General features: G+C 42.6%; 23 protein-coding genes. 21 read left to right on the top strand and 2 right to left on the bottom strand.

Features of this window, described 5'->3' with window-relative positions; all coding sequences use genetic code 11:
• Positions 1-90 precede the first annotated feature (90 nt).
• The 16 genes from fabK to AC4HAN_RS02870 all read left to right on the top strand — a co-directional run bounded on the left by fabK (position 91) and on the right by AC4HAN_RS02870 (position 17436).
• A complete protein-coding gene (fabK, locus tag AC4HAN_RS02945; RefSeq protein ID WP_491091095.1) occupies positions 91-1053 on the top strand; it encodes an enoyl-[acyl-carrier-protein] reductase FabK in 963 nt (320 codons plus the stop codon).
• Positions 1054-1243: 190 nt separating this feature from the next.
• On the top strand, positions 1244-2164 hold the full coding sequence (fabD, locus tag AC4HAN_RS02940; protein WP_491091094.1) for an ACP S-malonyltransferase: 921 nt from the start codon (positions 1244-1246) through the stop codon (positions 2162-2164).
• 16 nt (positions 2165-2180) lie between these two features.
• Positions 2181-2918: a 3-oxoacyl-[acyl-carrier-protein] reductase gene (gene fabG, locus AC4HAN_RS02935; RefSeq protein ID WP_491091093.1), complete on the top strand. Its 738-nt coding sequence runs from the start codon at positions 2181-2183 to the stop codon at positions 2916-2918.
• 40 nt (positions 2919-2958) lie between these two features.
• Positions 2959-4191, top strand: coding sequence for a beta-ketoacyl-ACP synthase II (gene fabF, locus AC4HAN_RS02930; RefSeq protein WP_491091092.1), 1233 nt, complete (start codon positions 2959-2961; stop codon positions 4189-4191).
• A 3-nt stretch (positions 4192-4194) separates the two neighbouring features.
• Positions 4195-4671, top strand: a complete 477-nt coding sequence (gene accB / locus AC4HAN_RS02925) for an acetyl-CoA carboxylase biotin carboxyl carrier protein (RefSeq protein WP_491091091.1) — start codon at positions 4195-4197, stop codon at positions 4669-4671.
• Complete coding sequence (gene fabZ / locus AC4HAN_RS02920; protein WP_027976623.1) at positions 4668-5090, top strand: 3-hydroxyacyl-ACP dehydratase FabZ; 423 nt, start codon at positions 4668-4670, stop codon at positions 5088-5090. Before accB ends, fabZ begins: the two co-directional genes overlap by 4 nt.
• A 31-nt stretch (positions 5091-5121) precedes the next feature.
• Entirely contained in the window at positions 5122-6492 is a 1371-nt protein-coding gene (locus AC4HAN_RS02915; RefSeq protein WP_491091090.1) for an acetyl-CoA carboxylase biotin carboxylase subunit, read from the top strand.
• Positions 6493-6500: 8 nt separating this feature from the next.
• Positions 6501-7367 (top strand): acetyl-CoA carboxylase, carboxyltransferase subunit beta, encoded by an 867-nt coding sequence (gene accD / locus AC4HAN_RS02910; protein WP_491091089.1) that lies wholly within the window; start codon positions 6501-6503, stop codon positions 7365-7367.
• Complete coding sequence (locus AC4HAN_RS02905) at positions 7364-8134, top strand: acetyl-CoA carboxylase carboxyl transferase subunit alpha (RefSeq protein WP_491091088.1); 771 nt, start codon at positions 7364-7366, stop codon at positions 8132-8134. Before accD ends, AC4HAN_RS02905 begins: the two co-directional genes overlap by 4 nt.
• A 115-nt stretch (positions 8135-8249) precedes the next feature.
• On the top strand, positions 8250-11342 hold the full coding sequence (locus AC4HAN_RS02900) for a pilus expression-regulating Snf2 family helicase (protein WP_491091087.1): 3093 nt from the start codon (positions 8250-8252) through the stop codon (positions 11340-11342).
• A gap of 61 nt (positions 11343-11403) precedes the next feature.
• Positions 11404-11994 (top strand): divisome accessory protein ZapJ, encoded by a 591-nt coding sequence (zapJ, locus tag AC4HAN_RS02895; protein WP_491091086.1) that lies wholly within the window; start codon positions 11404-11406, stop codon positions 11992-11994.
• Between the two features lie 16 nt (positions 11995-12010).
• Complete coding sequence (murC, locus tag AC4HAN_RS02890; RefSeq protein ID WP_491091085.1) at positions 12011-13342, top strand: UDP-N-acetylmuramate--L-alanine ligase; 1332 nt, start codon at positions 12011-12013, stop codon at positions 13340-13342.
• A 54-nt stretch (positions 13343-13396) separates the two neighbouring features.
• A complete protein-coding gene (locus tag AC4HAN_RS02885) occupies positions 13397-13888 on the top strand; it encodes a GNAT family N-acetyltransferase (RefSeq protein ID WP_491091084.1) in 492 nt (163 codons plus the stop codon).
• A gap of 96 nt (positions 13889-13984) precedes the next feature.
• The gene (gene mltG, locus AC4HAN_RS02880; protein ID WP_491091083.1) at positions 13985-15928 is read left to right on the top strand and encodes an endolytic transglycosylase MltG; all 1944 of its coding nucleotides are present in this window, start codon (positions 13985-13987) and stop codon (positions 15926-15928) included.
• A gap of 228 nt (positions 15929-16156) precedes the next feature.
• A complete protein-coding gene (greA, locus tag AC4HAN_RS02875) occupies positions 16157-16639 on the top strand; it encodes a transcription elongation factor GreA (RefSeq protein WP_491091082.1) in 483 nt (160 codons plus the stop codon).
• A 242-nt stretch (positions 16640-16881) separates the two neighbouring features.
• A complete protein-coding gene (locus AC4HAN_RS02870; RefSeq protein WP_491091081.1) occupies positions 16882-17436 on the top strand; it encodes an SdpI family protein in 555 nt (184 codons plus the stop codon).
• A 59-nt stretch (positions 17437-17495) separates the two neighbouring features.
• On the opposite strand, the gene yidC is transcribed toward AC4HAN_RS02870, so the two are convergent.
• Both yidC and AC4HAN_RS02860 read right to left on the bottom strand, forming a co-directional pair.
• On the bottom strand, positions 17496-18434 hold the full coding sequence (yidC, locus tag AC4HAN_RS02865) for a membrane protein insertase YidC (RefSeq protein WP_491091080.1): 939 nt from the start codon (positions 18432-18434) through the stop codon (positions 17496-17498).
• A 90-nt stretch (positions 18435-18524) separates the two neighbouring features.
• A complete protein-coding gene (locus AC4HAN_RS02860; protein WP_491091079.1) occupies positions 18525-18803 on the bottom strand; it encodes an acylphosphatase in 279 nt (92 codons plus the stop codon).
• 32 nt (positions 18804-18835) lie between these two features.
• Between AC4HAN_RS02860 and AC4HAN_RS02855 the strand changes: the two genes are divergently transcribed.
• From AC4HAN_RS02855 to AC4HAN_RS02835, 5 genes are all read left to right on the top strand, one after another.
• Entirely contained in the window at positions 18836-19576 is a 741-nt protein-coding gene (locus AC4HAN_RS02855; RefSeq protein WP_491091078.1) for a TrmH family RNA methyltransferase, read from the top strand.
• Between the two features lie 35 nt (positions 19577-19611).
• Complete coding sequence (locus AC4HAN_RS02850; protein ID WP_491091077.1) at positions 19612-20115, top strand: HD domain-containing protein; 504 nt, start codon at positions 19612-19614, stop codon at positions 20113-20115.
• 20 nt (positions 20116-20135) lie between these two features.
• Positions 20136-20825 carry a Bax inhibitor-1/YccA family protein gene (locus AC4HAN_RS02845; protein WP_491091076.1) on the top strand — a complete coding sequence of 230 codons (690 nt, stop codon included), beginning with the start codon at positions 20136-20138 and terminating at the stop codon, positions 20823-20825.
• A gap of 181 nt (positions 20826-21006) precedes the next feature.
• On the top strand, positions 21007-22257 hold the full coding sequence (locus tag AC4HAN_RS02840; protein ID WP_491091075.1) for a diaminopimelate decarboxylase: 1251 nt from the start codon (positions 21007-21009) through the stop codon (positions 22255-22257).
• A 121-nt stretch (positions 22258-22378) separates the two neighbouring features.
• Positions 22379-22627 (top strand): YneF family protein, encoded by a 249-nt coding sequence (locus tag AC4HAN_RS02835; protein WP_491091074.1) that lies wholly within the window; start codon positions 22379-22381, stop codon positions 22625-22627.
• Positions 22628-22634 lie beyond the last annotated feature (7 nt).

The following is a 22634-nucleotide window of genomic DNA, read 5'->3' as shown; positions in this document are numbered from 1 at the left end:
AGAGTATTCTTATAAGAATATTCTTTCTTCTTATTGTGATAGTTTGACTGTCAAATTATTGAGTGAAAAGCTTAGAAGGTTTATATAAAAATGAAAACGCGTATTACAGAATTATTAGATATAAAATATCCTATTTTTCAAGGAGGAATGGCTTGGGTAGCTGACGGTGACCTAGCAGCGGCTGTATCAAAAGCCGGCGGTCTGGGTATTATCGGCGGCGGAAATGCACCTAAGGAAGTTGTCAAAGCTAATATTGACAAGATTAAAGCTGTGACAGATAAGCCTTTTGGGGTCAATATTATGCTTTTGTCTCCCTTTGCAGATGACATTGTTGATCTGGTTATCGAAGAAGGTGTCAAAGTTGTCACCACCGGTGCCGGAAATCCCGGGAGATACATGGAACGTTTCCATGATGCGGGGATTATCGTTATTCCGGTTGTTCCCAGTGTGGCTCTTGCCAAACGTATGGAAAAACTGGGTGCTGATGCTGTGATTGCCGAAGGTATGGAAGCCGGCGGTCATATCGGTAAATTAACGACCATGGCCTTGGTGCGTCAAGTTGTGGATGCTGTCGATATTCCTGTTATCGGAGCCGGCGGCGTTGCTGACGGTCGCGGGGCAGCAGCTGTGTTCATGCTGGGTGCTGAAGCTATTCAGGTAGGAACACGTTTTGTTGTTGCTAAAGAGTCCAACGCTCATCGAAATTTCAAAAATAAAATTTTGAAGGCTAAGGATATTGATACGGTTGTATCGGCTTCAGTGGTCGGCCATCCGGTCCGTGCGATCAAGAACAGACTGTCTTCAGAATACGGTCAGGCTGAAAAAGATTTCTTAGCTGGGAAAAAATCAGCTGAAGAAATTGAAGAACTGGGTGCCGGAGCTCTTCGGAATGCTGTTGTTGACGGAGACGTTGACAATGGTTCTGTCATGGCGGGGCAAATTGCAGGCTTTGTCAGAAAAGAAGAAACCTGCGAAGAAATCTTAAAAGATCTATACTACGGAGCAGCCGAAGTGATTAAAGCTGAAGCAGCGCGTTGGGCAGATGTGAAATAATCCTTACTAGTGATAATAGTAAAAGACAACATAGAAAGGAATTAAATCCGGTCGGAGAACCGAAAAACAGCTGCCTGTCTCTTTAGCTCTATTGCAGATAGGGCTGTCAGGCAAAGCTGCTTTGGAAATTGCAGTACGGCAGTGTTGCTTCTTTCCTTTTGTTTTCCTGCCGACTTTGATATCTTATATTATGGCTAAAACAGCATTTTTATTCGCCGGTCAAGGCGCTCAAAAACTTGGCATGGCAAGGGATTTATATGAAACTTATCCAATTGTCAGAGAAACTTTTCAAGCGGCTGAATCGGTTTTAGGCTATGATGTGCGTGCTTTGATCGATAATGATGAAGAAAAACTGAATCAAACACGCTACACCCAGCCCGCTATTTTAACAACCTCGGTAGCTATTTACCGTCTTCTAAAAGAAAAAGGCTGTCAGCCTGACATTGTTGCCGGACTTTCATTGGGAGAATATTCAGCGCTTGTCGCAGCCGGAGCAATTTCTTTTGAAGAGGCACTTGCTTTAGTTGCTAAGCGCGGTGAATTTATGGAAACAGCAGCACCGTCAGGTACCGGGAAAATGGTTGCTGTTATGAATACTGATCCTCAGTTGATCGAAGATATTTGTCAACAGGCAGCTTCCAAGGGAATTGTAGCACCAGCTAATTACAACACACCGGCTCAGATTGTTATCGGCGGTGAAGCTGCTGCAGTTGACTACGCTGTAGAACTGTTGAAAGAAGCAGGCAGCAAACGGCTTATTCCTCTTAAGGTTTCCGGGCCTTTCCATACGGCATTGTTAGAGCCGGCCAGTCAAAAATTAGCAGAGGTTTTGAAAACCGTTGATTTTTCTGATTTTGACATTCCTTTAGTCGGCAACACCAAAGCTGAAATTATGCAAAAAGATGAGATCAAAAGTTTGCTTGCCCGTCAGGTTAAGGAGCCTGTTCGTTTTTATGACTCTATTGCGGCTATGCAGGAGTTTGGTGTGGATAACTACATTGAAATCGGTCCGGGTAAAGTCTTAAGCGGCTTTATGAAAAAAATTGATAAATCAGCCAATGTTTCAGCTGTTGAAGACTTATCAAGTCTGCAAGCCCTTTTGGAGGATTAGAAAGGTAACTACAGAAATGGAAATTAAAAATAAAAATGTTTTTATCACAGGCTCAACTCGAGGTATCGGGCTCGCGATTGCTCATAAATTTGCCAAAGCCGGAGCCAATGTTGTCTTGAACGGACGTTCAGAGATTTCAGAAGATTTAATTGCTGAGTTTAAGGATTACGGGGTTGCTGTCGCAGCTGTTTCAGGAGATGTGTCGCATTTTGACGATGCCAAACGCATGGCTGATGAGGCGGCCGAAGCACTGGGAAGTGTTGATATCTTGGTTAATAATGCAGGAATTACCAACGATAAGCTCATGTTAAAAATGACAGAAGAAGACTTTGAAAAGGTTCTTAAGATCAATTTAACCGGCAGCTTTAATATGACAAAGGCTGTTTTGAAACCAATGACTAAGGCTCGTGAGGGCGCCATTATCAATATGTCCAGTGTTGTCGGACTTGCCGGCAATGTCGGCCAGGCCAATTATGCAGCTTCTAAGGCCGGTTTGATTGGTTTTACCAAGTCTGTTGCCCGTGAAGCTGCAGCCAGAAATGTGCGTGTCAATGCAATCGCGCCTGGTTTTATTGAGTCTGACATGACAGACCGTATTCCTGATAAAATGAAAGATGCGATGCTGAATCAGATTCCAATGAAACGATTTGGAACAACTGACAATGTAGCTGAGGTCGCACTCTTTCTGGCTCAGCAGGATTACCTTACAGGTCAGGTCATTGCCATTGACGGCGGCATGACCATGCAATCATAATTATAAACTTACTAAATTTCCCCCAATAAAGGAGAACAATATGACATTACAAAGAGTTGTCGTAACTGGTTACGGCCTTACTTCACCAATCGGACATACGCCAGAAGAATTTTGGAACAGTCTTCATGACGGTAAAATTGGCATCAAACCTATTACTAAATTTGATGCTTCAGAAATTCCGGTTTTTAATGCCGGAGAAATTCAAGATTTTCCATTTGACAAGTATTTTGTGAAAAAAGACAGAAACAGAATGGATGACTATTCTCTTTATGCCATCTACGCTGCCATGGAAGCTTTGGAAAATGCTGCGCTTGATATGGCCAAAACAGTTCGCGACCGTGTCGGTGTCATCGTGTCATCGGGTATTGGCGGTCTGCAGGAATTAGAAGACCAAATCATTCGTATGCATGAACGCGGCATGAAACGCATTAAGCCTATGTTTATTCCTAAGGCTCTGTCAAATATGGGAGCAGGCAACATTGCCCTGAAGATCGGTGCTCAAGGGGTATGTAAATCTATTACAACTGCCTGCGCATCAGCCAATGACGCTATCGGAGAAGCTTTCCGTGAAATTAAATACGGTTTCCAGGATGTTGTCTTAGCCGGCGGATCAGAAGCATCTATTACTAGAATCGGTATCGGCGGTTTCAATGCCCTTACAGCTCTGTCTACCACAGAAGATCCGACTCGCTCTGCTATCCCGTTTGATAAAGACCGCAATGGTTTTGTTATGGGAGAAGGAGCAGGAGTGCTTGTCCTTGAAAGTTTAGAACATGCAAAAGAACGCGGTGCTAACATTTTAGCTGAAGTTGTCGGCTATGGCAGCAACTGTGACGCTTACCACATGACTACACCAAGGCCGGATGGTTCTGGTGCTGCTAAAGCGATGAAGCTGGCTATTAAAGAAGCAGGCATTGAACCTAATCAGGTCGGCTATGTTAATGCTCACGGAACCTCAACCCAAGCTAATGAAAAAGGGGAAAGTCAGGCTATTGTTGCGGTTTTAGGCAAGGATGTTCCAGTGTCATCAACGAAATCTTTCACAGGACACCTGTTGGGTGCAGCCGGTGCTGTAGAAGCTATTGCAACAATTGAAGCAATACGCCACAGCTACCTGCCTATGACAGCCGGTACTAAGGAAGTATCAGAAGACATTGAAGCTGATGTTATTATGGGTGAGGGCCGCGAAACAGCAGTTGACTATGCTATTTCCAACACCTTTGGATTTGGCGGCCACAATGCTGTTCTTGCTTTCAAACGCTGGGAGGCTTAATTCATGAATATTTCAGAAATCAAAGATTTGATGAGTCAGTTTGACAGCTCCAGCTTGCGTGAATTTTCCTATAACAACAACGGTGAAGCCCTTGTATTCAGCAAAAATGAATCGGCAGCAGCAGTTCCTCCTGCAGCTGTGACTGAAGCGGCTGCTCCAACTGCAGCGGTTTCAACCCCGGCTCCTCAAGCAGCAGAAGTTTCGGCTTCCCCTGCTGAAGAAGTGGCAGCTCCGGCTGTGGCTGAAGGAGATGTTGTTGAGAGTCCTCTGGTTGGAGTGGCTTATCTGGCTTCAGCCCCTGACAAACCGGCCTTTGTTTCTGTTGGCGATCAGGTCAAAAAAGGACAGACGCTGCTTATCATCGAGGCTATGAAAGTGATGAATGAAGTACCGGCACCAAAAGACGGTATTGTTACTGAAATTTTAGTAGCCAATGAAGAAGTGGTTGAATTTGGAAAAGGACTGGTACGCATCAAATGATTGATATCAATAAAATTCGTGAGGCCCTTCCTCACCGTTACCCTATGTTATTAGTTGATCGTGTTCTTGAAATCAGTGATGATGAAATTGTTGCCATTAAAAATGTGACAATCAATGAGCCTTTTTTCAACGGTCACTTTCCTCAATATCCTGTGATGCCGGGCGTCCTTATTATGGAAGCCTTGGCACAGACTGCAGGTGTCCTTGAACTGTCCAAAGAAGAAAACAAAGGAAAACTTGTTTTTTATGCAGGCATGGACAAGGTGAAGTTTAAAAAGCAAGTGGTTCCCGGTGATCAGCTCGTCATGACAGCCAAATTTGTTAAGCGCCGCGGGACAATTGCGGTAGTTGAAGCAAAGGCAGAAGTGGACGGAAAGCTGGCTGCAAGCGGAACGCTGACTTTTGCTTTAGGGAATTAATACATAAAAACCTTAGGAGAAATGCATCATCATGTTTAAGAAAATTTTGATTGCCAATCGTGGTGAAATTGCTGTGCGTATTATCCGCGCAGCCAGAGAATTAGGAATTACGACTGTTGCAGTCTATTCAGAAGCAGATAAAGACTCGCTTCACACCCTCTTAGCAGATGAGGCTGTGTGTATTGGGCCGGCTAAATCAACAGATTCTTATCTCAATATGAATGCTGTTTTATCGGCGGCTATTGTAACCGGAGCTGAGGCCATTCATCCGGGGTTTGGTTTTTTAAGTGAAAATTCCAAGTTTGCAACGATGTGCGAAGAAATGCGGATTAAGTTTATCGGTCCGGCAGCTGCTGTTATGGACAAAATGGGTGATAAAATTAATGCGCGTGCTGAAATGATAAAGGCTGATGTCCCTGTTATACCAGGTTCTGACGGTGAAGTTTTCACGGCTGAAGAGGCCTTGAAAATTGCCGATAAAATTGGCTATCCGGTTATGCTGAAAGCGTCTGCCGGCGGCGGCGGCAAGGGCATTCGCAAGGTTGATAAAAAAGAAGACTTAACGGCGGCCTTTGAGTCGGCTTCCCAAGAAGCTCTGGCAGCTTTTGGCAATGGTGCCATGTACTTGGAAAAGGTTATCTACCCGGCTCGTCATATTGAAGTGCAAATTTTAGGAGATGCTTTCGGTCATATTATTCACCTTGGAGAGCGCGACTGCTCACTCCAGCGTAATAATCAAAAAGTTCTGGAAGAAAGCCCTTCTATTGCCATCGGTAAGACTTTACGCGGTAAAATGGGAGATGCTGCTGTTCGGGCGGCAAAGGCAGTTGATTATGAAAATGCCGGCACCATTGAATTTCTCTTGGATGAGGCTTCCGGAGAGTTTTATTTCATGGAAATGAATACACGTGTTCAGGTTGAACATCCGGTGACAGAATTCGTTACCGGTGTTGATATTGTGAAAGAGCAGATTCGCATTGCTGCGGGACAAGAACTGCCCTATCAGCAGGAAGATATCCGGATTTCCGGGCATGCCATTGAATGCCGGATTAATGCAGAAAATCCTAAATTTAATTTTGCACCCAGCCCGGGAAAGGTTAATGACCTTTTTCTGCCGAGCGGAGGTGTCGGCCTGCGTGTTGACAGTGCCATGTACAATAATTACACCATTCCGCCTTACTATGACAGCATGATTGCCAAAATTATCGTTCACGGAGAAAATCGTTTTGATGCTCTGATGAAGATGCAGCGTGCTCTCTATGAGTTTGAGGTGAGCGGTGTCGTTACAAATGCTGAATTCCAGCTTGATTTAATTTCTCATTCAAATGTTATTGCCGGTGACTATGATACCTCTTTTTTGATGGAGACTTTTTTACCGGCCTATACAGAGGATAAAGAATAGGTGTTGATATGGCTTTATTTGAAAGAAAAAATAAGTATATCCGTATAAATCCTCAGCGTTCGATAAAGCGGACAGAACCTCGGGAAACACCGGAAGTTCCGGATGAGCTGTTTGCTAAGTGTCCGGCCTGCAAACACATGATTTATCAAAAAGACCTTGGTTTAGCTAAAATCTGTCCCAAGTGTTCGTATAATTTTCGTATTTCAGCTCAGGAACGCTTAGCGATTACAGTTGATGAGGGCTCGTTTCAAGAAATGTTTACAGGCATTGAAACAAAAGATCCTCTTGATTTTCCAGGTTATAAGGAAAAATTGGCAGAAGCCAGAAGTCAAACCGGTCTTGATGAAGCTGCCATAACAGGAACAGCTGCTTTTGCCGGGCAAAAGGCTGCTCTTGCCATCATGGACTCTCACTTTATTATGGCTTCGATGGGAACTGTTGTTGGTGAGAAAATTACCCGCCTTTTTGAATATGCAAAGGATGAGCAGCTGCCGGTTGTCATTTTTACAGCCTCAGGCGGTGCCCGTATGCAAGAAGGCATTATGAGCCTGATGCAAATGGCTAAAGTCTCAGCGGCGGTAAAACGCCATTCCAATGCGGGTCTTTTTTACTTAACTGTACTGACAGACCCCACAACCGGCGGTGTAACAGCCAGCTTTGCTATGGAAGGTGACATTATACTGGCAGAACCTCAAGCCTTAATCGGTTTTGCCGGGCGTCGTGTCATTGAAACAACAGTCCGTGAGACCCTGCCTAAAAAATTCCAAAAGGCCGAATTTTTGTTAGAACATGGCTTTGTTGATGCTATTGTTAAAAGAACAGAAATGAAAGAGACGATTGCAAAACTGCTTGCATTTCATGGAGGTGGCCAATGAGTAATGTGTCAAGAATACTCAAAGAAGCTCGCAATCAGGGGCGTTTGACAGCTCTGGATTATGCTGAGCAGATCTTTGATGACTTTATGGAATTGCACGGTGACCGCCATTTTGCAGATGACGGTGCGATTGTCGGCGGTATCGGACTTTTGGATGGCAAACCGGTTACGGTTATCGGCGTTCAAAAAGGGAAAAACTTACAGGACAATCTTAACCGTAATTTTGGTCAGCCAAATCCGGAAGGCTATCGTAAGGCCCTGCGCCTGATGAAACAGGCCGAAAAATTCAAAAGACCCGTGGTTACTTTGATCAATACGGCAGGAGCCTATCCTGGTGTTGGAGCAGAAGAAAGAGGTCAGGGAGAAGCCATTGCCCGTAATTTATTAGAAATGAGCGACCTTAAAGTACCCGTCATTGCCATTATTATTGGTGAAGGCGGATCCGGCGGGGCCTTAGCCTTAGCTGTTGCAGACAGGGTCTGGATGCTTGAGCATACCATGTATGCTGTGTTAAGTCCGGAAGGTTTTGCTTCCATTCTTTGGAAGGACGGAAGCCGATCTGTTGAGGCTGCGGAATTAATGAAGATTACCGCCGGCGAACTGCTCAAAATGGGCGTTGTGGATAAGGTTATTCCTGAACACGGCTATTTTTCCAGCGAAATTGTTCAAATGATGAAGACCAACTTAATTGAGGAACTCAGCCATCTTGAACAGCTGGATGTAGCTGATTTGCTGGAAGAACGTTACCGGCGTTTTAGAAAATATTAACGATTAATCTCATCTTAAGGTGAGATTTTTCTATTTTTTTAAAAGAGATTTTCACCTAAGAAAAGTCCCTGCAGATATGGTATAATTAAGGGATAATGATAAAGGCGGAAAAAAGATGAGTAGATTGATTCCCGGGCGTGTCCGCAATGAGGGCATCCACTTTTACGAACAACAGTTAGTCTCAATTTTAGAGGAAGAAGATAATTTTTTGGTTGCACAGGTTGCAGACTGCAGAGTTTGTTATTCCCTTGAAGATGATCTTGTTTCCTGCCCTTGCGATATGTTTCAAAAAAAGGGCTACTGTTCTCATTTAGCAGCTGTTGAATACTATCTGAAGAACCACCCTAAAGGGAAGGACTTGGCTGATAATCTCATCGCTGACGAGCAGGATCTGGAAGAGAGAAGGGAAAAAACCTCTTTTGGCAGCCTTTTTCTTGACGGTTTGGCAATGAATGAAGACGACAGTGTCAAATACCGTCTGTCTGCTCAAGGCAGCCAAAGTCCTTTTTCATCAGATTTTTGGTGGACTTTAAAGATCAACCGCCTGCCTGACAAGCGTTCTTATGTTATCCGTGATATTAAAGCTTTTTTAACGGTTATCAAAAAAGAATCTTATTACCAAATCGGCAAGAATTATTATGAGCCGCTCTCTTTGCTGCAGTTTGATGAGGCCAGTCAGGAGCTGATTGAGTTCTTATGGCGTATTGTTCCTGACACTGCTCGTGCAGACACGGACTTTTTGCTGCCCAACCATGCCCGCAATCTGGCCTTTCCAAGCGGTTTTTTTGAAGAAGGGGCCAGCCTCTTAACGAACCTTTATGAGTTCTCTTTTGAAGGAGAGTCCCAAGTCTATCACGATTTAACATTCAGGGAATTGGACAGTTCGGCGCAGCTCTATCATTTTAAGGTGACAGTTCACCGTCAGTCTATTGAGCTGATAATCAATGAGAAGCCTGTAAAATTTTTCTTTGATCATCAGTATTTACTGTATCATAATACTTTTTATCACCTCGACTCTAAGCAAAGAAAGCTGGCTGCTGCCATTAAAAGCCTGCCTTTGGAAGAAGATCTGGCTAAGCACATTTACTTTGATTTTGAAGATCAGGCAAAGCTGGCAAGCAGTCTTTTGGACTTCAAAAAACTGGGCAGGGTTGAAGCGCCCGCCAGTTTTGATATCCGCGATTTTGAGGTTATTTTTAATTTTGATTTGTCAAGCGATCAAAAGCTTGTGCTGCAGCTGGTGTTTGATTACGGGCAAATCAGGGTTTCCAGTCAGGAAGAAAAGGAAGCCCTGCCTTTTGCCAGTCATTTCAAAAAGGAAAAGAAAATCGCTGATCTTCTTGAACTTTATGGCTTTTCAAAGGGATTTACAGCCTATCACCCGCCTTTGAAAGCTCAGGAACTTTATCGTTTTTTCACGGAGACGCTGAATCATTTTAAACGTATGGGCAAGGTTAACCTTTCTGCGTCGCTTGAGGCTTTGCGCTATCTGGAAAAGCCAAAAATTGATGTCAAAACAAACCAGGGGCTGTTGGATATTTCCTTTGATTTTTCAAGTATTTTTGAGAGTGACATTGATGATGCTCTGACAGCTCTTTTTGAAAATCGCTCTTACTTTGTCAGCAAATCCGGCAAACTGGTCTTTTTTGACGAAGAAACACAAAAGGTCAGTCAGGCTTTGCAAAATCTGCGGGCAAAAAACCACCATAACGGTCACCTTGAAGTCAGCAGGATTGCTGCCTATCAGGTTTCTGATGCCTTGCAGGATGTGGGCAGTGTCCAATTTTCTGAAGATTTTGCCCAGCTGGTCAAGGATCTGCGGCATCCGGAAGATTTTTTACTGCCGGATTTTAAGGTCAATGCCAGCCTGCGCGACTATCAGCTCAAAGGCGTGAAATGGATGTCTATGCTTGATAAATACGGTTTTGGCGGTATTTTAGCTGATGATATGGGCCTGGGGAAAACCCTGCAAACCCTGACTTTTTTGACAAGCAGTCTCACTAAGGGCTCCAAGGTTTTGATTTTATCACCATCAAGTCTTATTTATAACTGGAAGGACGAATGCCAAAAATTTACGCCTGATTTAGATGTAGCCGTTTCTTACGGTCTTAAGGCAGTAAGAGATGAAGTGATTGCTGAAAATCATCAGGTGACGATTACCAGCTATGCCTCCTTCCGTCAGGATTTTGAACTTTACCAAAAAAGGCATTTTGACTATTTGATTTTAGATGAAGCGCAGGTTATGAAAAATACCCAGACAAAAATTGCACAGAGTCTCCGTGCTTTTGAAGTCAAAAACTGTTTTGCGCTTTCTGGGACGCCTATTGAAAATAAGCTGTTAGAAATTTGGTCTATTTTTCAAATCGTTTTGCCGGGACTTCTGCCGGCAAAGAAAGCATTTTTGAAAATGGAGCCTCAAAAGGTTGCCCGCTATATTAAACCTTTCGTTATGCGGAGGCGCAAGGAAGATGTCTTGCCGGAACTTCCCGATTTAACTGAGATTAATTACCACAATGAACTGGCAGACAGTCAGAAGGCTATTTATCTGGCACAGCTCCGCCAGATGCAGGATACTATCCGCCGGTCCTCTGATGCTGAAATCAATCGCCAGAAAATTGAGATTCTCTCTGGTATTACACGTCTGCGTCAAATCTGCGACACGCCAAAACTCTTTATGTCTTATGACGGAGACAGCGGGAAAATGGCCAGCCTGCGGGAGCTCCTGCAGCAGATTAAAGAAAGCGGCCACAGAGCTTTGATCTTTTCTCAGTTCCGCAATATGCTGGATTTAGCAGAAGAAGAGCTGAGTGTGCTTGGTCTGACCAGCTATAAAATGACCGGCTCTACCCCGGCTAATGAACGTCAGGAGATGACGCGCGCTTTCAACAACGGCAGCAAAGATATCTTTTTAATTTCTCTTAAAGCGGGCGGTGTCGGCCTCAATCTGACAGGGGCAGATACTGTTGTTTTGATTGATTTATGGTGGAATCCTGCTGTGGAAATGCAGGCAATCAGCCGTGCCCATCGCATCGGGCAGAAAGAAAATGTTGAGGTTTACCGCATGATTACGCGGGGGACTATCGAAGAGAAAATCTTAGAACTGCAAGAAAGCAAAAAGAATTTGGTGACAACTGTTTTAGACGGAAATGAAACACGTGCCAGCATGAGCATCGAAGAAATCAAAGAAATTTTAGGAATTTCTGTATGATGGCTTTCAAAAATGTTATTTTTAGTTTATAATAGGAATGTTTCAGAAAGGATGTGAGTTAATGAGTCGTAAAAGAACATTTCCCTTGGTTGCAGATGATGAGGCTGTCGTTGAAATTGCTAAAATAATGCATTTATATGAAAATGAAGACCTGATCACTAATATTCACGGCCCTTATGAAGATAAGGTTTATGACGATGTAACTCAAGGTTATCAGTTTATTCCTGATAATCCTAATCCTCAAAACGTGGCTTCAGAGCGCATTGAGACACAAAAGGCGGGGAAAACCTATGCTGAAATAGCCCGCGAAAAAGCCCGTCAGGATCTGAAAAGAAAGCGCCAGTCTTTCATTGCAAATGATTATAGCAGACCAGTCTCTAAAGGGGTAATCAGGCAGTCTGAAAAAGAGACTCCGGCTCCTAAGACGGAACTAGGCCGTTTTTCAAACCATTTACATCAGGATTCCTATATTTTGGCTGAGCTTCCTAAGCATTATTCAGAACCGGAAAATCCTTCAAGAAAAGGTGTTAAAAAGAATAATTATGACTTTTTAAAAAGCAGCCAAATCTATAATCAAAAAGAAAATCAGGAACATCGTGAGCGTCATGTGGCTCAGGAGTTAAACTTGGAACGTCTTGACGATGTCAACTAGAGGAGAAATTACAAGCATGTCAAAAACCATTCACTTTATTGGAATCAAAGGCTCAGGAATGAGTGCCCTGGCACTGATGCTCCATCAGATGGGGTATAAGGTGCAGGGAAGTGATGTGGATAAGTATTATTTTACCCAGCACGGTCTTGAAAAAGCAGGCATTGCCATTCTGCCTTTTGCAGAAGCTAATATCACTGATGATATGGAGATTATCGCAGGGAATGCTTTTCGGCAAGACAACAATATCGAGGTTGCTTATGCCGTAAAACAAGGCTACCAGTTTAAACGCTATCATGAATTTTTGGGAGATTTCATGCGCCAATTCACCAGTCTCGGTGTGGCAGGAGCTCATGGCAAGACATCAACAACAGGTCTTTTGGCTCATGTGCTGAAAAATATTACGGATACCAGCTATCTGATTGGTGATGGTACAGGACGCGGCCTGGCTAACAGCCAGTACTTTGTCTTTGAATCCGATGAATATGAGCGTCATTTTATGCCTTATCATCCGGAATATTCTATTATCACGAACATTGACTTTGACCATCCGGACTACTTTACAAGCGTAGAAGATGTTTTCGATGCCTTTAACGATTATGCTAAACAGGTCAAAAAGGGGCTTTTTGTTTACGGTGAAGACCCTTATCTGCGCAAGATAACATCGCCGGCACCGATTTATTATTACGGTTTTAAAGACGATGATGATTTTATAGCTTATGATATCATGCGAAATACAAACGGTTCCGATTTCAAGGTTAAGCATGGGCAAGAAGAGCTCGGCCGTTTCCATATACCGGCTTTTGGCCGCCACAATGTGCTTAATGCAACAGCTGTTATTGCTAATTTATATATTGCTGGGGTTGATATGGAATTGGTCGTTCAGCACTTAAAAACGTTCTCCGGTGTTAAACGCCGTTTCTCTGAAAAGCGCATTAATGATACGACTATTATTGACGACTTTGCGCATCATCCGACTGAAATCATTGCAACCCTTGATGCCGCTCGGCAAAAGTATCCTTCAAAAGAAATTGTCGCCATTTTCCAGCCGCACACCTTTACAAGAACCATTGCGCTTTTAGATGACTTTGCCAGAGCCTTAAATGAAGCTGACAGTGTCTATTTGGCACAGATATACGGTTCTGCGCGTGAAGTGGATCACGGCGATGTTAAAGTAGAAGATCTAGCAGAAAAGATTATTAAACCTGCCAAGGTTATCACCGTTGAGAATGTCTCCCCTCTTTTAGACCATGATGACGCTGTTTATGTCTTTATGGGAGCAGGAGATATCCAGCTTTACGAGCGTTCGTTTGAAGAACTCCTCTCTAATTTAACAAAAAATACACAATAATATAAAGGCTTTCTTTACTTTTTAGTAAAGACCTTTTTTCTAAAGGGAGATGAAATGCTGATTAGACAGGCTCAGTTGGCTGATTTAGAAGCAGTCAGCCGCATTGAAGCCGAAAATTTTTCGGCTGCAGAAGCAGCGGCTTCGCAAGTTATCAAGGAGCGAATTGAAAAAATTGCCGATACCTTTTTAGTGGCTGAACAGGACGGTCAGCTTGCAGGCTATATTGAGGGGCCTGTAATTGCAAACCGATATCTGACAGATGATTTGTTTCAAACGGTGGAGGTCAATCCAAAGGAGTCCGGCTATATCGCCGTAACCAGCCTTTCTGTGTCTAAAGAGTTTCAAAGACAGGGAATCGGAACGACTTTGCTGGCAGCCCTTAAGGATCTGGCCGTGAGCCAGAAACGTTTGGGGATCAGCCTGACCTGTCATGATTATTTAATTTCTTATTATGAAATGAATGGCTTTACCGATGAAGGCCTCTCATCGTCAAATCATGGCGGCAGTACCTGGTACAACATGGTTTGGGATAATCCTGAAATCTAATTTTTTGTTACGCTGCTGTAATAAAAAACTGATAAGATTGCCTTTAAAGCGTTTTTAGGTTATAATAGCCTGTGATAAACATTAGGAGGTTAAGCTTTGACTGATGATATCTTTAATGATGAAGAGAAGAAAGAAGCTCAACAGACGAAAAGTTTTAAAGAAAAAATTCTAGCAGACATGGAGAAAGCCAGCCGCTTGCGCAGAGAAGGCAAAGCCAATCAGGCAGATACAGAAACATCTGAAGCTTACTCTGCCGAAAATGACCAGCTGTCTGAAGAATCATCCGGTCAGGCAGCAAAAAAAGAGGAAGCAGCTGTTATGCCGGTCCCCGAGGGAAAGATTACAGATCAAGTGGTTGATGATGTCTTAGCCAACTTAGATGAAGTTTTCTCGCCTGATTCGAGCAATCCGTCCGAGAAAAAAGCAACTGATCAGAAAACACCTCAAACAGCTGAGGTTCCTGCCCAAGCATCTCAGCTTTCCGAATCTGTCCAAAATGAGACAGCTAATCCAAACCCTGCTGAATCTGTTTCAGAAACACTGATTGCCAATGACCCTTCTAATAATTTAGAAGTAAAAGTTAAATCTACAGGAACTTGGATTGATGACGGACAAGCGGAAAACTGGCAGTTGCCTGCTGATTTTATTGAAAAACATCAAGGAAGCGTTGAAGAAGAAACCAAAGAGCTGTCTGTATCCGATTTAAATTTAACATCTAAGGATGAAACCAAGCCTCAGCCTAAAGAGGAAGCTAAGGCAGTCAAAGAGAAGGAAATTCCTAAACCAGAAGAAGAGGAGGTGCCGAAAATCACTAAAAAACCTCAAAAATCTAAGGCTAAAAAGACTCCTCAGGACACTGCAGCCAGTCTGAATCAGAGAAGGCAGCAGCGCCATAAGAAAACCAACAGACTGGCAAGAAAGATTTCAGCGGTTTTGATTACCTTTATCCTCATTTTACTGATAGGAACGGGTGTCTTTGGCTATTATTATGTTTCCAGCGCTCTCAAGCCCTTGGATGCTAAATCAAGCAAGTACATTCAGGTGGAAATTCCGAGCGGATCGGGCAATCGGATGATTGGCCGGATTCTTGAAAAAGCCGGTGTCATCAAAAATGCAGCTGTTTTCAATTACTATACCAAATTCCGCAATTACGGCAATTTGCAGAGCGGCTACTATAATTTGCAAAAGAGCATGTCCTTAGATGACATCGCTAAAGCTCTTCAAAAGGGCGGAACAACAACTCCTCAGGCGCCTGTTTTGGGCAAGGTTTTGATTCCTGAAGGGTACACCATCAAACAGATTGCTAAAGCTGTCACAAGCAATGCCAACACTAAGAAAAAAACGGATAAGACGCCTTTTACCTCCAAGGAGTTTTTAAAGGCCGTTCAGGACAAAGCTTTTATCAGTAAAATGGTAAAAAAATATCCTAAACTTTTAGGCAGTCTGCCGGATGCTTCTAAGGTGAAATATCAGCTGGAAGGTTATCTGTTCCCGGCCACTTATAATTACGAGAAGAAGACCAGTGTCGAGGATTTAATTGACAGCATGCTGGCTGCTATGGATGCCAACATGCAAAATTATTATGATACCATCGAATCACAAGGTAAGACAGTCAACGAAATTTTGACGATGGCTTCTCTTGTCGAAAAAGAAGGTTCAACAGATGATGACCGCAAAAAAATTGCTGGTGTCTTCTACAATCGTATAGATCAGGACATGCCTCTTCAGTCTAATATCGCTGTTCTTTATGCAATGGGGAAATTAGGCGAGAAAACAACCCTGAAAGAAGATGCTAACATCAATACTAAAATCAAGTCTCCTTATAATGTTTATACGAACAAGGGATTGATGCCCGGAGCAGTGGATAATCCGGGGCTGTCCGCTATCAAAGCGTCAGTTGAGCCGGAATCAACAGATGATTTGTATTTTGTAGCAGATGTCACAACGGGTGAAGTATACTATGCTAAAACTTACGAGGAGCATTCTGCCAATGTTGAAAAATATATCAACAAGAAGATTGATGACTCAAGCAGTGAGTAATTTAAAGCGCTGAACTATTTAAATATCAGCCAGAAATACTAATAGTCTTACCTTAAAGACAGCAGCAGCTGACTTTTCAGGCCTATAAATCGTCTTACGGCGTCTTTTAGGGATTGTCAGCTTTGCAGGGGTGGACGGCAAGCTTTGCAGCTTGAGCGTTTGCAAAAGCTTGTCCCACTCCCTTTTCATGTCTAAAATTATTAATCATATAGAAAAGAGAGATTAACTATGTCAGAAAAAACCTATCCAATGACCCTTGCTGAAAAGGAACAACTCGAGCAGGAACTTGAAGATTTAAAATTAGTTCGCCGTCCAGAGGTTATTGAGCGCATTAAAATTGCCCGCTCTTACGGTGACTTGTCAGAAAACAGTGAATATGAAGCTGCTAAAGATGAGCAGGCCTTTGTTGAAGGGCAGATTTCAAGCATTGAAACAAAAATTCGTTATGCTGAGATTGTTGACAGCGATGCGGTTGCCAAAAACGAAGTAGCTATCGGTAAAACCGTCGTTGTCCGCGAAGTCGGTACAAGCGACGAAGATACGTATTCGATTGTCGGAGCTGCCGGTGCTGACGTGTTTGCCGGGAAAATTTCTAACGAAAGTCCTATTGCCCAAGCCCTGATTGGCAAGAAAACCGGCGATAAGGTAACTATTGAGTCACCTGCAGGCAGCTATGACGTTGAAATTATCAAAGTAAGAAAATCAAAATAAAAGAAAAAATAGTCAAAAAGAGGATGAGACAGACAGCCGCTGTGGTTCGTTTTGTTCCATCCTTTTTTTGTATTTTCAAACAAATTTTTTTAAATTAGTAGCAGTGTAATATTTATGATTTGCTGCGACTAAAATTTTATGCTCATAATACTTTAGTTACATATATTATAAATCTTCTCTTTTATTGAAAATAAAAAGATAGGAGCTATAATTACAGTAAATACATAGTAAAAGAGGCACCTATGTTAAAAAAGAATAAAAAAATTGTACCCATGTTAGCCATTTTTTCCCTTTTTATCTTTATTTATTATCTAACCTATTCTCAATATTCCAAGATCATTGGCTTATTATATACTGCTTTCATTACTTTTCAGATTTTAGTATCAGACATTTACTCGGGCAGCAAATATAAGAAAAAGCTTAAATGGCTGTCAACAGTGACTCTTGATCTCACTATGATGTTAAGCCTTGTATATTCGCAAATAGATGTAGGGAGTAAACTTTTTTTGTTCTTGTTGTGCAGCAGCATGATTTTTATTAGTGGTTTGTGCTCTCATATTCCTTACAATCCCTTTATTGGGATAAGGATTTTCTCAACGCGAAATGATGCTGCCAACTGGGAAGCAACTCATAAAGTTTTAGCAAATTTAAGTATTCCAATCAGCTGTCTGCTTTTGATTCTCTCTAACTTCTTTGATATGCAAACAGCAATAGTGATTTCATTTTCTATATGGCTTATTCTACCGATAATATATTCTATCTGGTTTTATCCTTCAAAAAGAAAGTATGTAAAATAAATTTAGCGACACAAAAAAATGCTTGATTTCAAGCATTTTTTTAGGATATTGCGGCAGTCTTATTTTCGGCTGCGCTGTTTGCCGGCGTTACGTTTTGCTTTATGCTTCTTAGGAGCTGTGATAGTTTGGGCTTGGGTGTTAGCTGCTTTTTGGGGAGTAACATCCTTGCGAGCATTGGATTTAAAAGCTTTAGGAGGATTCTTTTCAAATTCCTCATCAATTTGCCGGCGGAGTTTTGGCTTGATAATGTGATTGGTCAGCAGTTGCTGAATGAGTCCGAAGACACCGCTAATCAGCCAGTAGAGAGCGCCTCCGGCAGGAGCACTCATGGAGATGAAGACCATCATTAGAGGCATGACCAGCATCATTCCCTTCATTTGCTGCTGCTGTGCTTCAGAGACGCTTCGCGTTGACAGCCATGACTGGATAAAGTAAAGAATTCCGATGATAACTGTAATAAGCAAGCTTGGACGGCCCAGGTTGATGCCAAGGAAGCTGTGAGAGGAGATTCCTTTAGTATAGCGGGTAGCGTAGAAAAGAGCCGAGAAGAACGGCATTTGAATCAGAATAGGCAGGCAGCCGAAACCGCCGAACAAGTTGATGCCGTAATGCCGCTGAGCTTCCATCAGCTCAGTCTGTGCAGCCAGTTTTTCTTCCTGTGTCTGAGCATTCTTCATTCGCTCCTGAATGGGATCAAAAACAGGTTTAAGATAGGCCATTTTTTCGGTTTGATAGGTCATTTTTCTAACTTGACTCAGCCCCAGCGGCAAGATAAGCAGGCGGACAACAATCGTCACAATAATGATTGCAAATCCAAAACCGATACCTAAATCATTGGCCAGATATTTGATAACATTGCCCATAGGTGCAACTAAGAGGTTATAGACCCAGCCCTCACCGGTCGGTTTGCCATTTTTAGTCTGTACACAGCCCGATAGGAAAAAGAGCATTGACAGTGCTAAGCTTGAAAATAAAAGTCGTCTATAAGTTTTTTTCACGTTAATCTTCCTTTGTTTTAATAATACCTATCTATTTTACTGTTTTTTGACGAAATTCTCAATAGTTCTTAAGCATGATTTTTAGACAAATTAATTAGCCATTCTAAAGTCGTGGTAATCCGCAAAATTAGCCATATTAACGTCTACATAGGTTACTTTGGAAAAAGGGGAAGGACCTTTTCTGACTTCCTGAATAAATTTAGCCATTTTTTCGGGACTGTCAGACTGTGCTAAAATTTCAACCGTTCCATCATCATTGTTCCAGACACGGCCGTAAATATCACCTATTTCCAAGGCAAGGCTGTAAGTCGAATAGCGAAAGCCGACCCCCTGAACGCGGCCTGACACGACTAACCTGACTTTTTGCATACTTCTGCCTCCTTTTTTGCTATAATATCCTTATGACTATTATAACCTCAAAAGCCAATTCCTTGGTTAAAAAAACTAAAAAATTATTACAAAAAAAATACCGCAGACAGTCTTATTTGATTGAGGGCTGGCACCTTTTTGAAGAGGCTAAGGCTCATGGGGCTGTGATTCTAAACGTTTTTGTTTTGGAGGAATACGCTTTTCGGACTGAGGGCTTGGCTAATGTCTTTATGGTTTCGGAAGATGTTTTAAAAGACCTGTCATCTTCAAAAACACCTCAGGGAATTGTTGCTGAGATAGCTCTGCCAAGGCGGGAGCTGCCGCAAAATCTTCGCGGGAAATACTTGCTTTTAGAAGACGTTCAGGATCCCGGAAATGTAGGTACTATGATTCGAACGGCTGATGCGGCAGGATTTGATGCTGTTTTTATTTCCGAAAAGACGGTCGACATCTACAATTTAAAAACACTTCGCTCCATGCAGGGCAGCCATTTTCATCTCCCTGTTTACAGAGTTAATTTGTCAGATGTGATGGCACTCCTGAAAGAGGTCGGAACGCTAACCATCGCAACGACGCTGTCGGAAAATTCACTGGATTACAGAGAGTTAGATAAGCAAGAAAACTTTGCGCTTATCATGGGAAATGAAGGGCAGGGAATTTCTTACGAAATGGCTGAGCAGGCAGATGTTTTAGCACATATTGATATGCCCGGTCAGGCAGAAAGTCTGAATGTTGCCATCGCTGCCGCTGTAATTATTTTTAGCTTAATTTAAGCTGGTATGGTATAATAAATAAAGAGGTGACAGTCATGAAGAAATACGAACAGGACGAAGAATTCATGAAACTGGTCGGACATTTAATTGATCATCCGCGCTTTAAAAAGCTGGATGGGATTGTTCAGCATCAGCATTCGACACGTTCCGAGCATTCCATTAATGTCAGTTATACCAGTTATAAAATTGCCAGAAAGTTTGGCTGGGATGCCAGAAGTACGGCTCGCGGAGGGCTTTTGCACGATTTATTTTATTATGACTGGCGCGATACCAAATTTAATAAAGGACACGCGTGGGTTCACCCTAGAATCGCTGTCAAAAATGCCCGCAAAGTGACCAAGCTCAATAAAAGAGAAGAGGATATTATCTTAAAGCATATGTGGGGGGCTACGATTGCTCCGCCCCGCTATAAAGAAGGATATATCGTAACCATGGTTGATAAGTACTGGGCTGTTAAGGAAGCAATAACGCCTCTGCGCAACAAATGGCAGAAGCGCCGTATCCTGCGCCGCAAGTTTTTGGGCAGTCACAATCATTAAAAATTTAGGAGAAGTAACACATGGATAACAATACAATCTATACGCAAGGCGACAGTAAAATTAACAGTTTCTTTGCGAAAATTTACGGTCTGGTCGGAATGGGAATCGGCTTGTCAGCCTTAGTCTCTTATCTGATGCTCTATGTTTTTCAGGACAATATGATAGCTATCATGACAAATGCTTCCTGGATTTATTATCTGGCTATTTTTGGAGAATTGGCTCTTGTCTTTATCGCAAGCAATGCCGCCCGTAAGAACAGTCCTGCAGCCCTGCCGCTGTTTCTTACCTATTCGGCCTTAAACGGTTTTACGCTTAGCTTTATCATTGCTCTTTATACGCAGACGACAGTTCTGCAGGCTTTTGTTTCATCGGCCGCTGTTTTCTTTGCCATGTCACTTATCGGTGTGACAGTGAAAAAAGATTTGTCAGGTATGGCTAAGGCTTTGATAGCTGCCTTAATCGGTATCATTATTGCCAGTGTGGTAAATATCTTCATTGGCAGCGGAGCTATGAGCTATATTATCAGCATTCTTTCAGTACTGATTTTCTCGGGTCTCATTGCTTATGATAATCAGATGATTAAACGTGTTTACGAATATACTGGCGGCAATGTCGGTGACGGCTGGGCAGTGTCGATGGCACTCAATCTTTACTTAGACTTTATCAATTTATTCCTCAATTTACTGCGTATCTTTGGCAGAAATGATTAAAACAGCAAGGCCGGAACAGCAGTTCCGGCCTTTTAGCCTGCTTATTAAGCTGTATGTTCTTCGGCAGGGACCTGACAGTTAGAGCCATTTAATAAGGCAGATGAAAGGGGAACCGGGAAACAGAAGTTTTGCCCGGTTCTTTTTTATGGTATAATGATAGAAATATTAATTGGGAGATGCTATGAAAACACCTTTTATTTCAAAAGAACAGTTAGATAAGATAACAGCACAGTTTCCAACCCCTTTTCATCTTTATGATGAAAAAGGGATTCGTGAGACAGCCCGTGCTGTCAATAAGGCTTTTGCCTGGAATCCAGGTTTTAAGGAATTTTTTGCTGTCAAAGCGACCCCTAATCCGACTATCCTGAAAATTTTACAGGAAGAAGGCTGCGGTGTTGACTGTGCAACGGATGTTGAACTGCAAATGGCTGACAAACTGCATTTTGACAGTTCTGCTATCAGCTTTACGTCCAATGATACCAAGGCATCAGAATTTCGTTTAGCGCGTCAGATCAATGCGACGATCAATCTGGATGCTTATGAGCATATTGCTTTTTTGGAAGATGCAGCAGGTCTTCCGGAAACGGTTTCGCTTCGTTATAATCCGGGCGGTGTTTTTGCGCTGGGAACAGACATTATGGATCATCCTGAAGAATCAAAATTTGGGATGACAAAAGAGCAGCTCTTTCAAGGCTATCAGGATTTGAAAGAAAAAGGTGTTAAGTCGTTTGGGTTGCATGCTTTTTTGGCATCCAATACCGTCACTAATGATTACTATCCGACCTTAGCCGGGCAATTGTTTGAATTAGCAGTGGAGCTTAAAGATACCTTAGGTATCAGTCTTGACTTTATCAATCTGTCAGGCGGAATCGGTATTGATTATTCACCAGCTGACAGGCAAAATGATATTGCGGTTATCGGCGAAGGGATCCATCAAAAATTTGATCAGATTCTTGTCCCCAACGGTCTGGGAGAAGTCCGGATTTTCACTGAACTAGGACGCTTTATGCTGGCCTCCCACGGGCATCTTATCACCAAGGTTCTCCACCTGAAAGATACTTACCGCCGCTATGTCGGTGTCGATGCCAGTGCTGTCAATCTGCTTCGTCCGGCCATGTATGATGCTTATCATCATATCACCAACATCAGCAATCCTGACGGAGAGATAGAAACGGTAGATGTTGTCGGCAGTCTGTGTGAAAATAACGATAAATTCGCTAAACAGCGGGAGCTCCCCAAAGCACGTGTGGGGGATACGCTGATTATTCATGATACGGGCGCACATGGCTTTTCCATGGGCTATCAGTACAACGGCCGCCTGCGCTCGGCTGAAATTCTCTTTCAGGAAGACGGGTCAGCAAAAATGATTCGCCGTGCAGAAACGCCTGAGGATTATTTTGCAACGCTTTATGGCTTTAATTTTGAAGCTTGATGATTTGAGAGTCAGAGCACGAAAGTGCAGGTTTTTGCTCTCAGTTCTTTCATGCAATTTTATTTGTGAAAGGGTTTCAAATCTGATATAATATTCATGTAAAAAATTTAGGAGAACACAAATGAACACTTTTCTTTGGATTTTATTAGTTATTATTGCCTTGCTGGCAGGACTTGTCGGAGGTACTTTTATTGCTCGCAAGCAAATGGAGAAATATTTGGAAGAAAATCCGCCGCTCAATGAAGATGTTATTCGCAATATGATGAGCCAGATGGGACAAAAACCAAGTGAAGCCAAGGTGCAGCAAGTTGTCCGTCAAGTGAACAAACAGCAAAAAGCAGCTAAAGCAAAGGCTAAAAAGAAGAAATAAATCTTTT

Source organism: Streptococcus sp. ELY_86 (assembly GCF_058314495.1).
This window is presented reverse-complemented; position numbering and strand designations above follow the sequence as displayed.

Coding starts and splice junctions, on each gene's coding strand:
- AC4HAN_RS02850 (WP_491091077.1), top strand. CDS start 19,612: ATGAAGAAATACGAACAGGACGAAGAATTCATGAAACTGGTCGGACAT.
- AC4HAN_RS02915 (WP_491091090.1), top strand. CDS start 5,122: ATGTTTAAGAAAATTTTGATTGCCAATCGTGGTGAAATTGCTGTGCGT.
- AC4HAN_RS02885 (WP_491091084.1), top strand. CDS start 13,397: ATGCTGATTAGACAGGCTCAGTTGGCTGATTTAGAAGCAGTCAGCCGC.
- accD (WP_491091089.1), top strand. CDS start 6,501: ATGGCTTTATTTGAAAGAAAAAATAAGTATATCCGTATAAATCCTCAG.
- AC4HAN_RS02840 (WP_491091075.1), top strand. CDS start 21,007: ATGAAAACACCTTTTATTTCAAAAGAACAGTTAGATAAGATAACAGCA.
- fabF (WP_491091092.1), top strand. CDS start 2,959: ATGACATTACAAAGAGTTGTCGTAACTGGTTACGGCCTTACTTCACCA.
- AC4HAN_RS02835 (WP_491091074.1), top strand. CDS start 22,379: ATGAACACTTTTCTTTGGATTTTATTAGTTATTATTGCCTTGCTGGCA.
- greA (WP_491091082.1), top strand. CDS start 16,157: ATGTCAGAAAAAACCTATCCAATGACCCTTGCTGAAAAGGAACAACTC.
- fabK (WP_491091095.1), top strand. CDS start 91: ATGAAAACGCGTATTACAGAATTATTAGATATAAAATATCCTATTTTT.
- AC4HAN_RS02905 (WP_491091088.1), top strand. CDS start 7,364: ATGAGTAATGTGTCAAGAATACTCAAAGAAGCTCGCAATCAGGGGCGT.
- fabG (WP_491091093.1), top strand. CDS start 2,181: ATGGAAATTAAAAATAAAAATGTTTTTATCACAGGCTCAACTCGAGGT.
- AC4HAN_RS02855 (WP_491091078.1), top strand. CDS start 18,836: ATGACTATTATAACCTCAAAAGCCAATTCCTTGGTTAAAAAAACTAAA.
- AC4HAN_RS02870 (WP_491091081.1), top strand. CDS start 16,882: ATGTTAAAAAAGAATAAAAAAATTGTACCCATGTTAGCCATTTTTTCC.
- AC4HAN_RS02860 (WP_491091079.1), bottom strand. CDS start 18,803: ATGCAAAAAGTCAGGTTAGTCGTGTCAGGCCGCGTTCAGGGGGTCGGC.
- AC4HAN_RS02845 (WP_491091076.1), top strand. CDS start 20,136: ATGGATAACAATACAATCTATACGCAAGGCGACAGTAAAATTAACAGT.
- fabZ (WP_027976623.1), top strand. CDS start 4,668: ATGATTGATATCAATAAAATTCGTGAGGCCCTTCCTCACCGTTACCCT.
- AC4HAN_RS02900 (WP_491091087.1), top strand. CDS start 8,250: ATGAGTAGATTGATTCCCGGGCGTGTCCGCAATGAGGGCATCCACTTT.
- accB (WP_491091091.1), top strand. CDS start 4,195: ATGAATATTTCAGAAATCAAAGATTTGATGAGTCAGTTTGACAGCTCC.
- fabD (WP_491091094.1), top strand. CDS start 1,244: ATGGCTAAAACAGCATTTTTATTCGCCGGTCAAGGCGCTCAAAAACTT.
- murC (WP_491091085.1), top strand. CDS start 12,011: ATGTCAAAAACCATTCACTTTATTGGAATCAAAGGCTCAGGAATGAGT.
- zapJ (WP_491091086.1), top strand. CDS start 11,404: ATGAGTCGTAAAAGAACATTTCCCTTGGTTGCAGATGATGAGGCTGTC.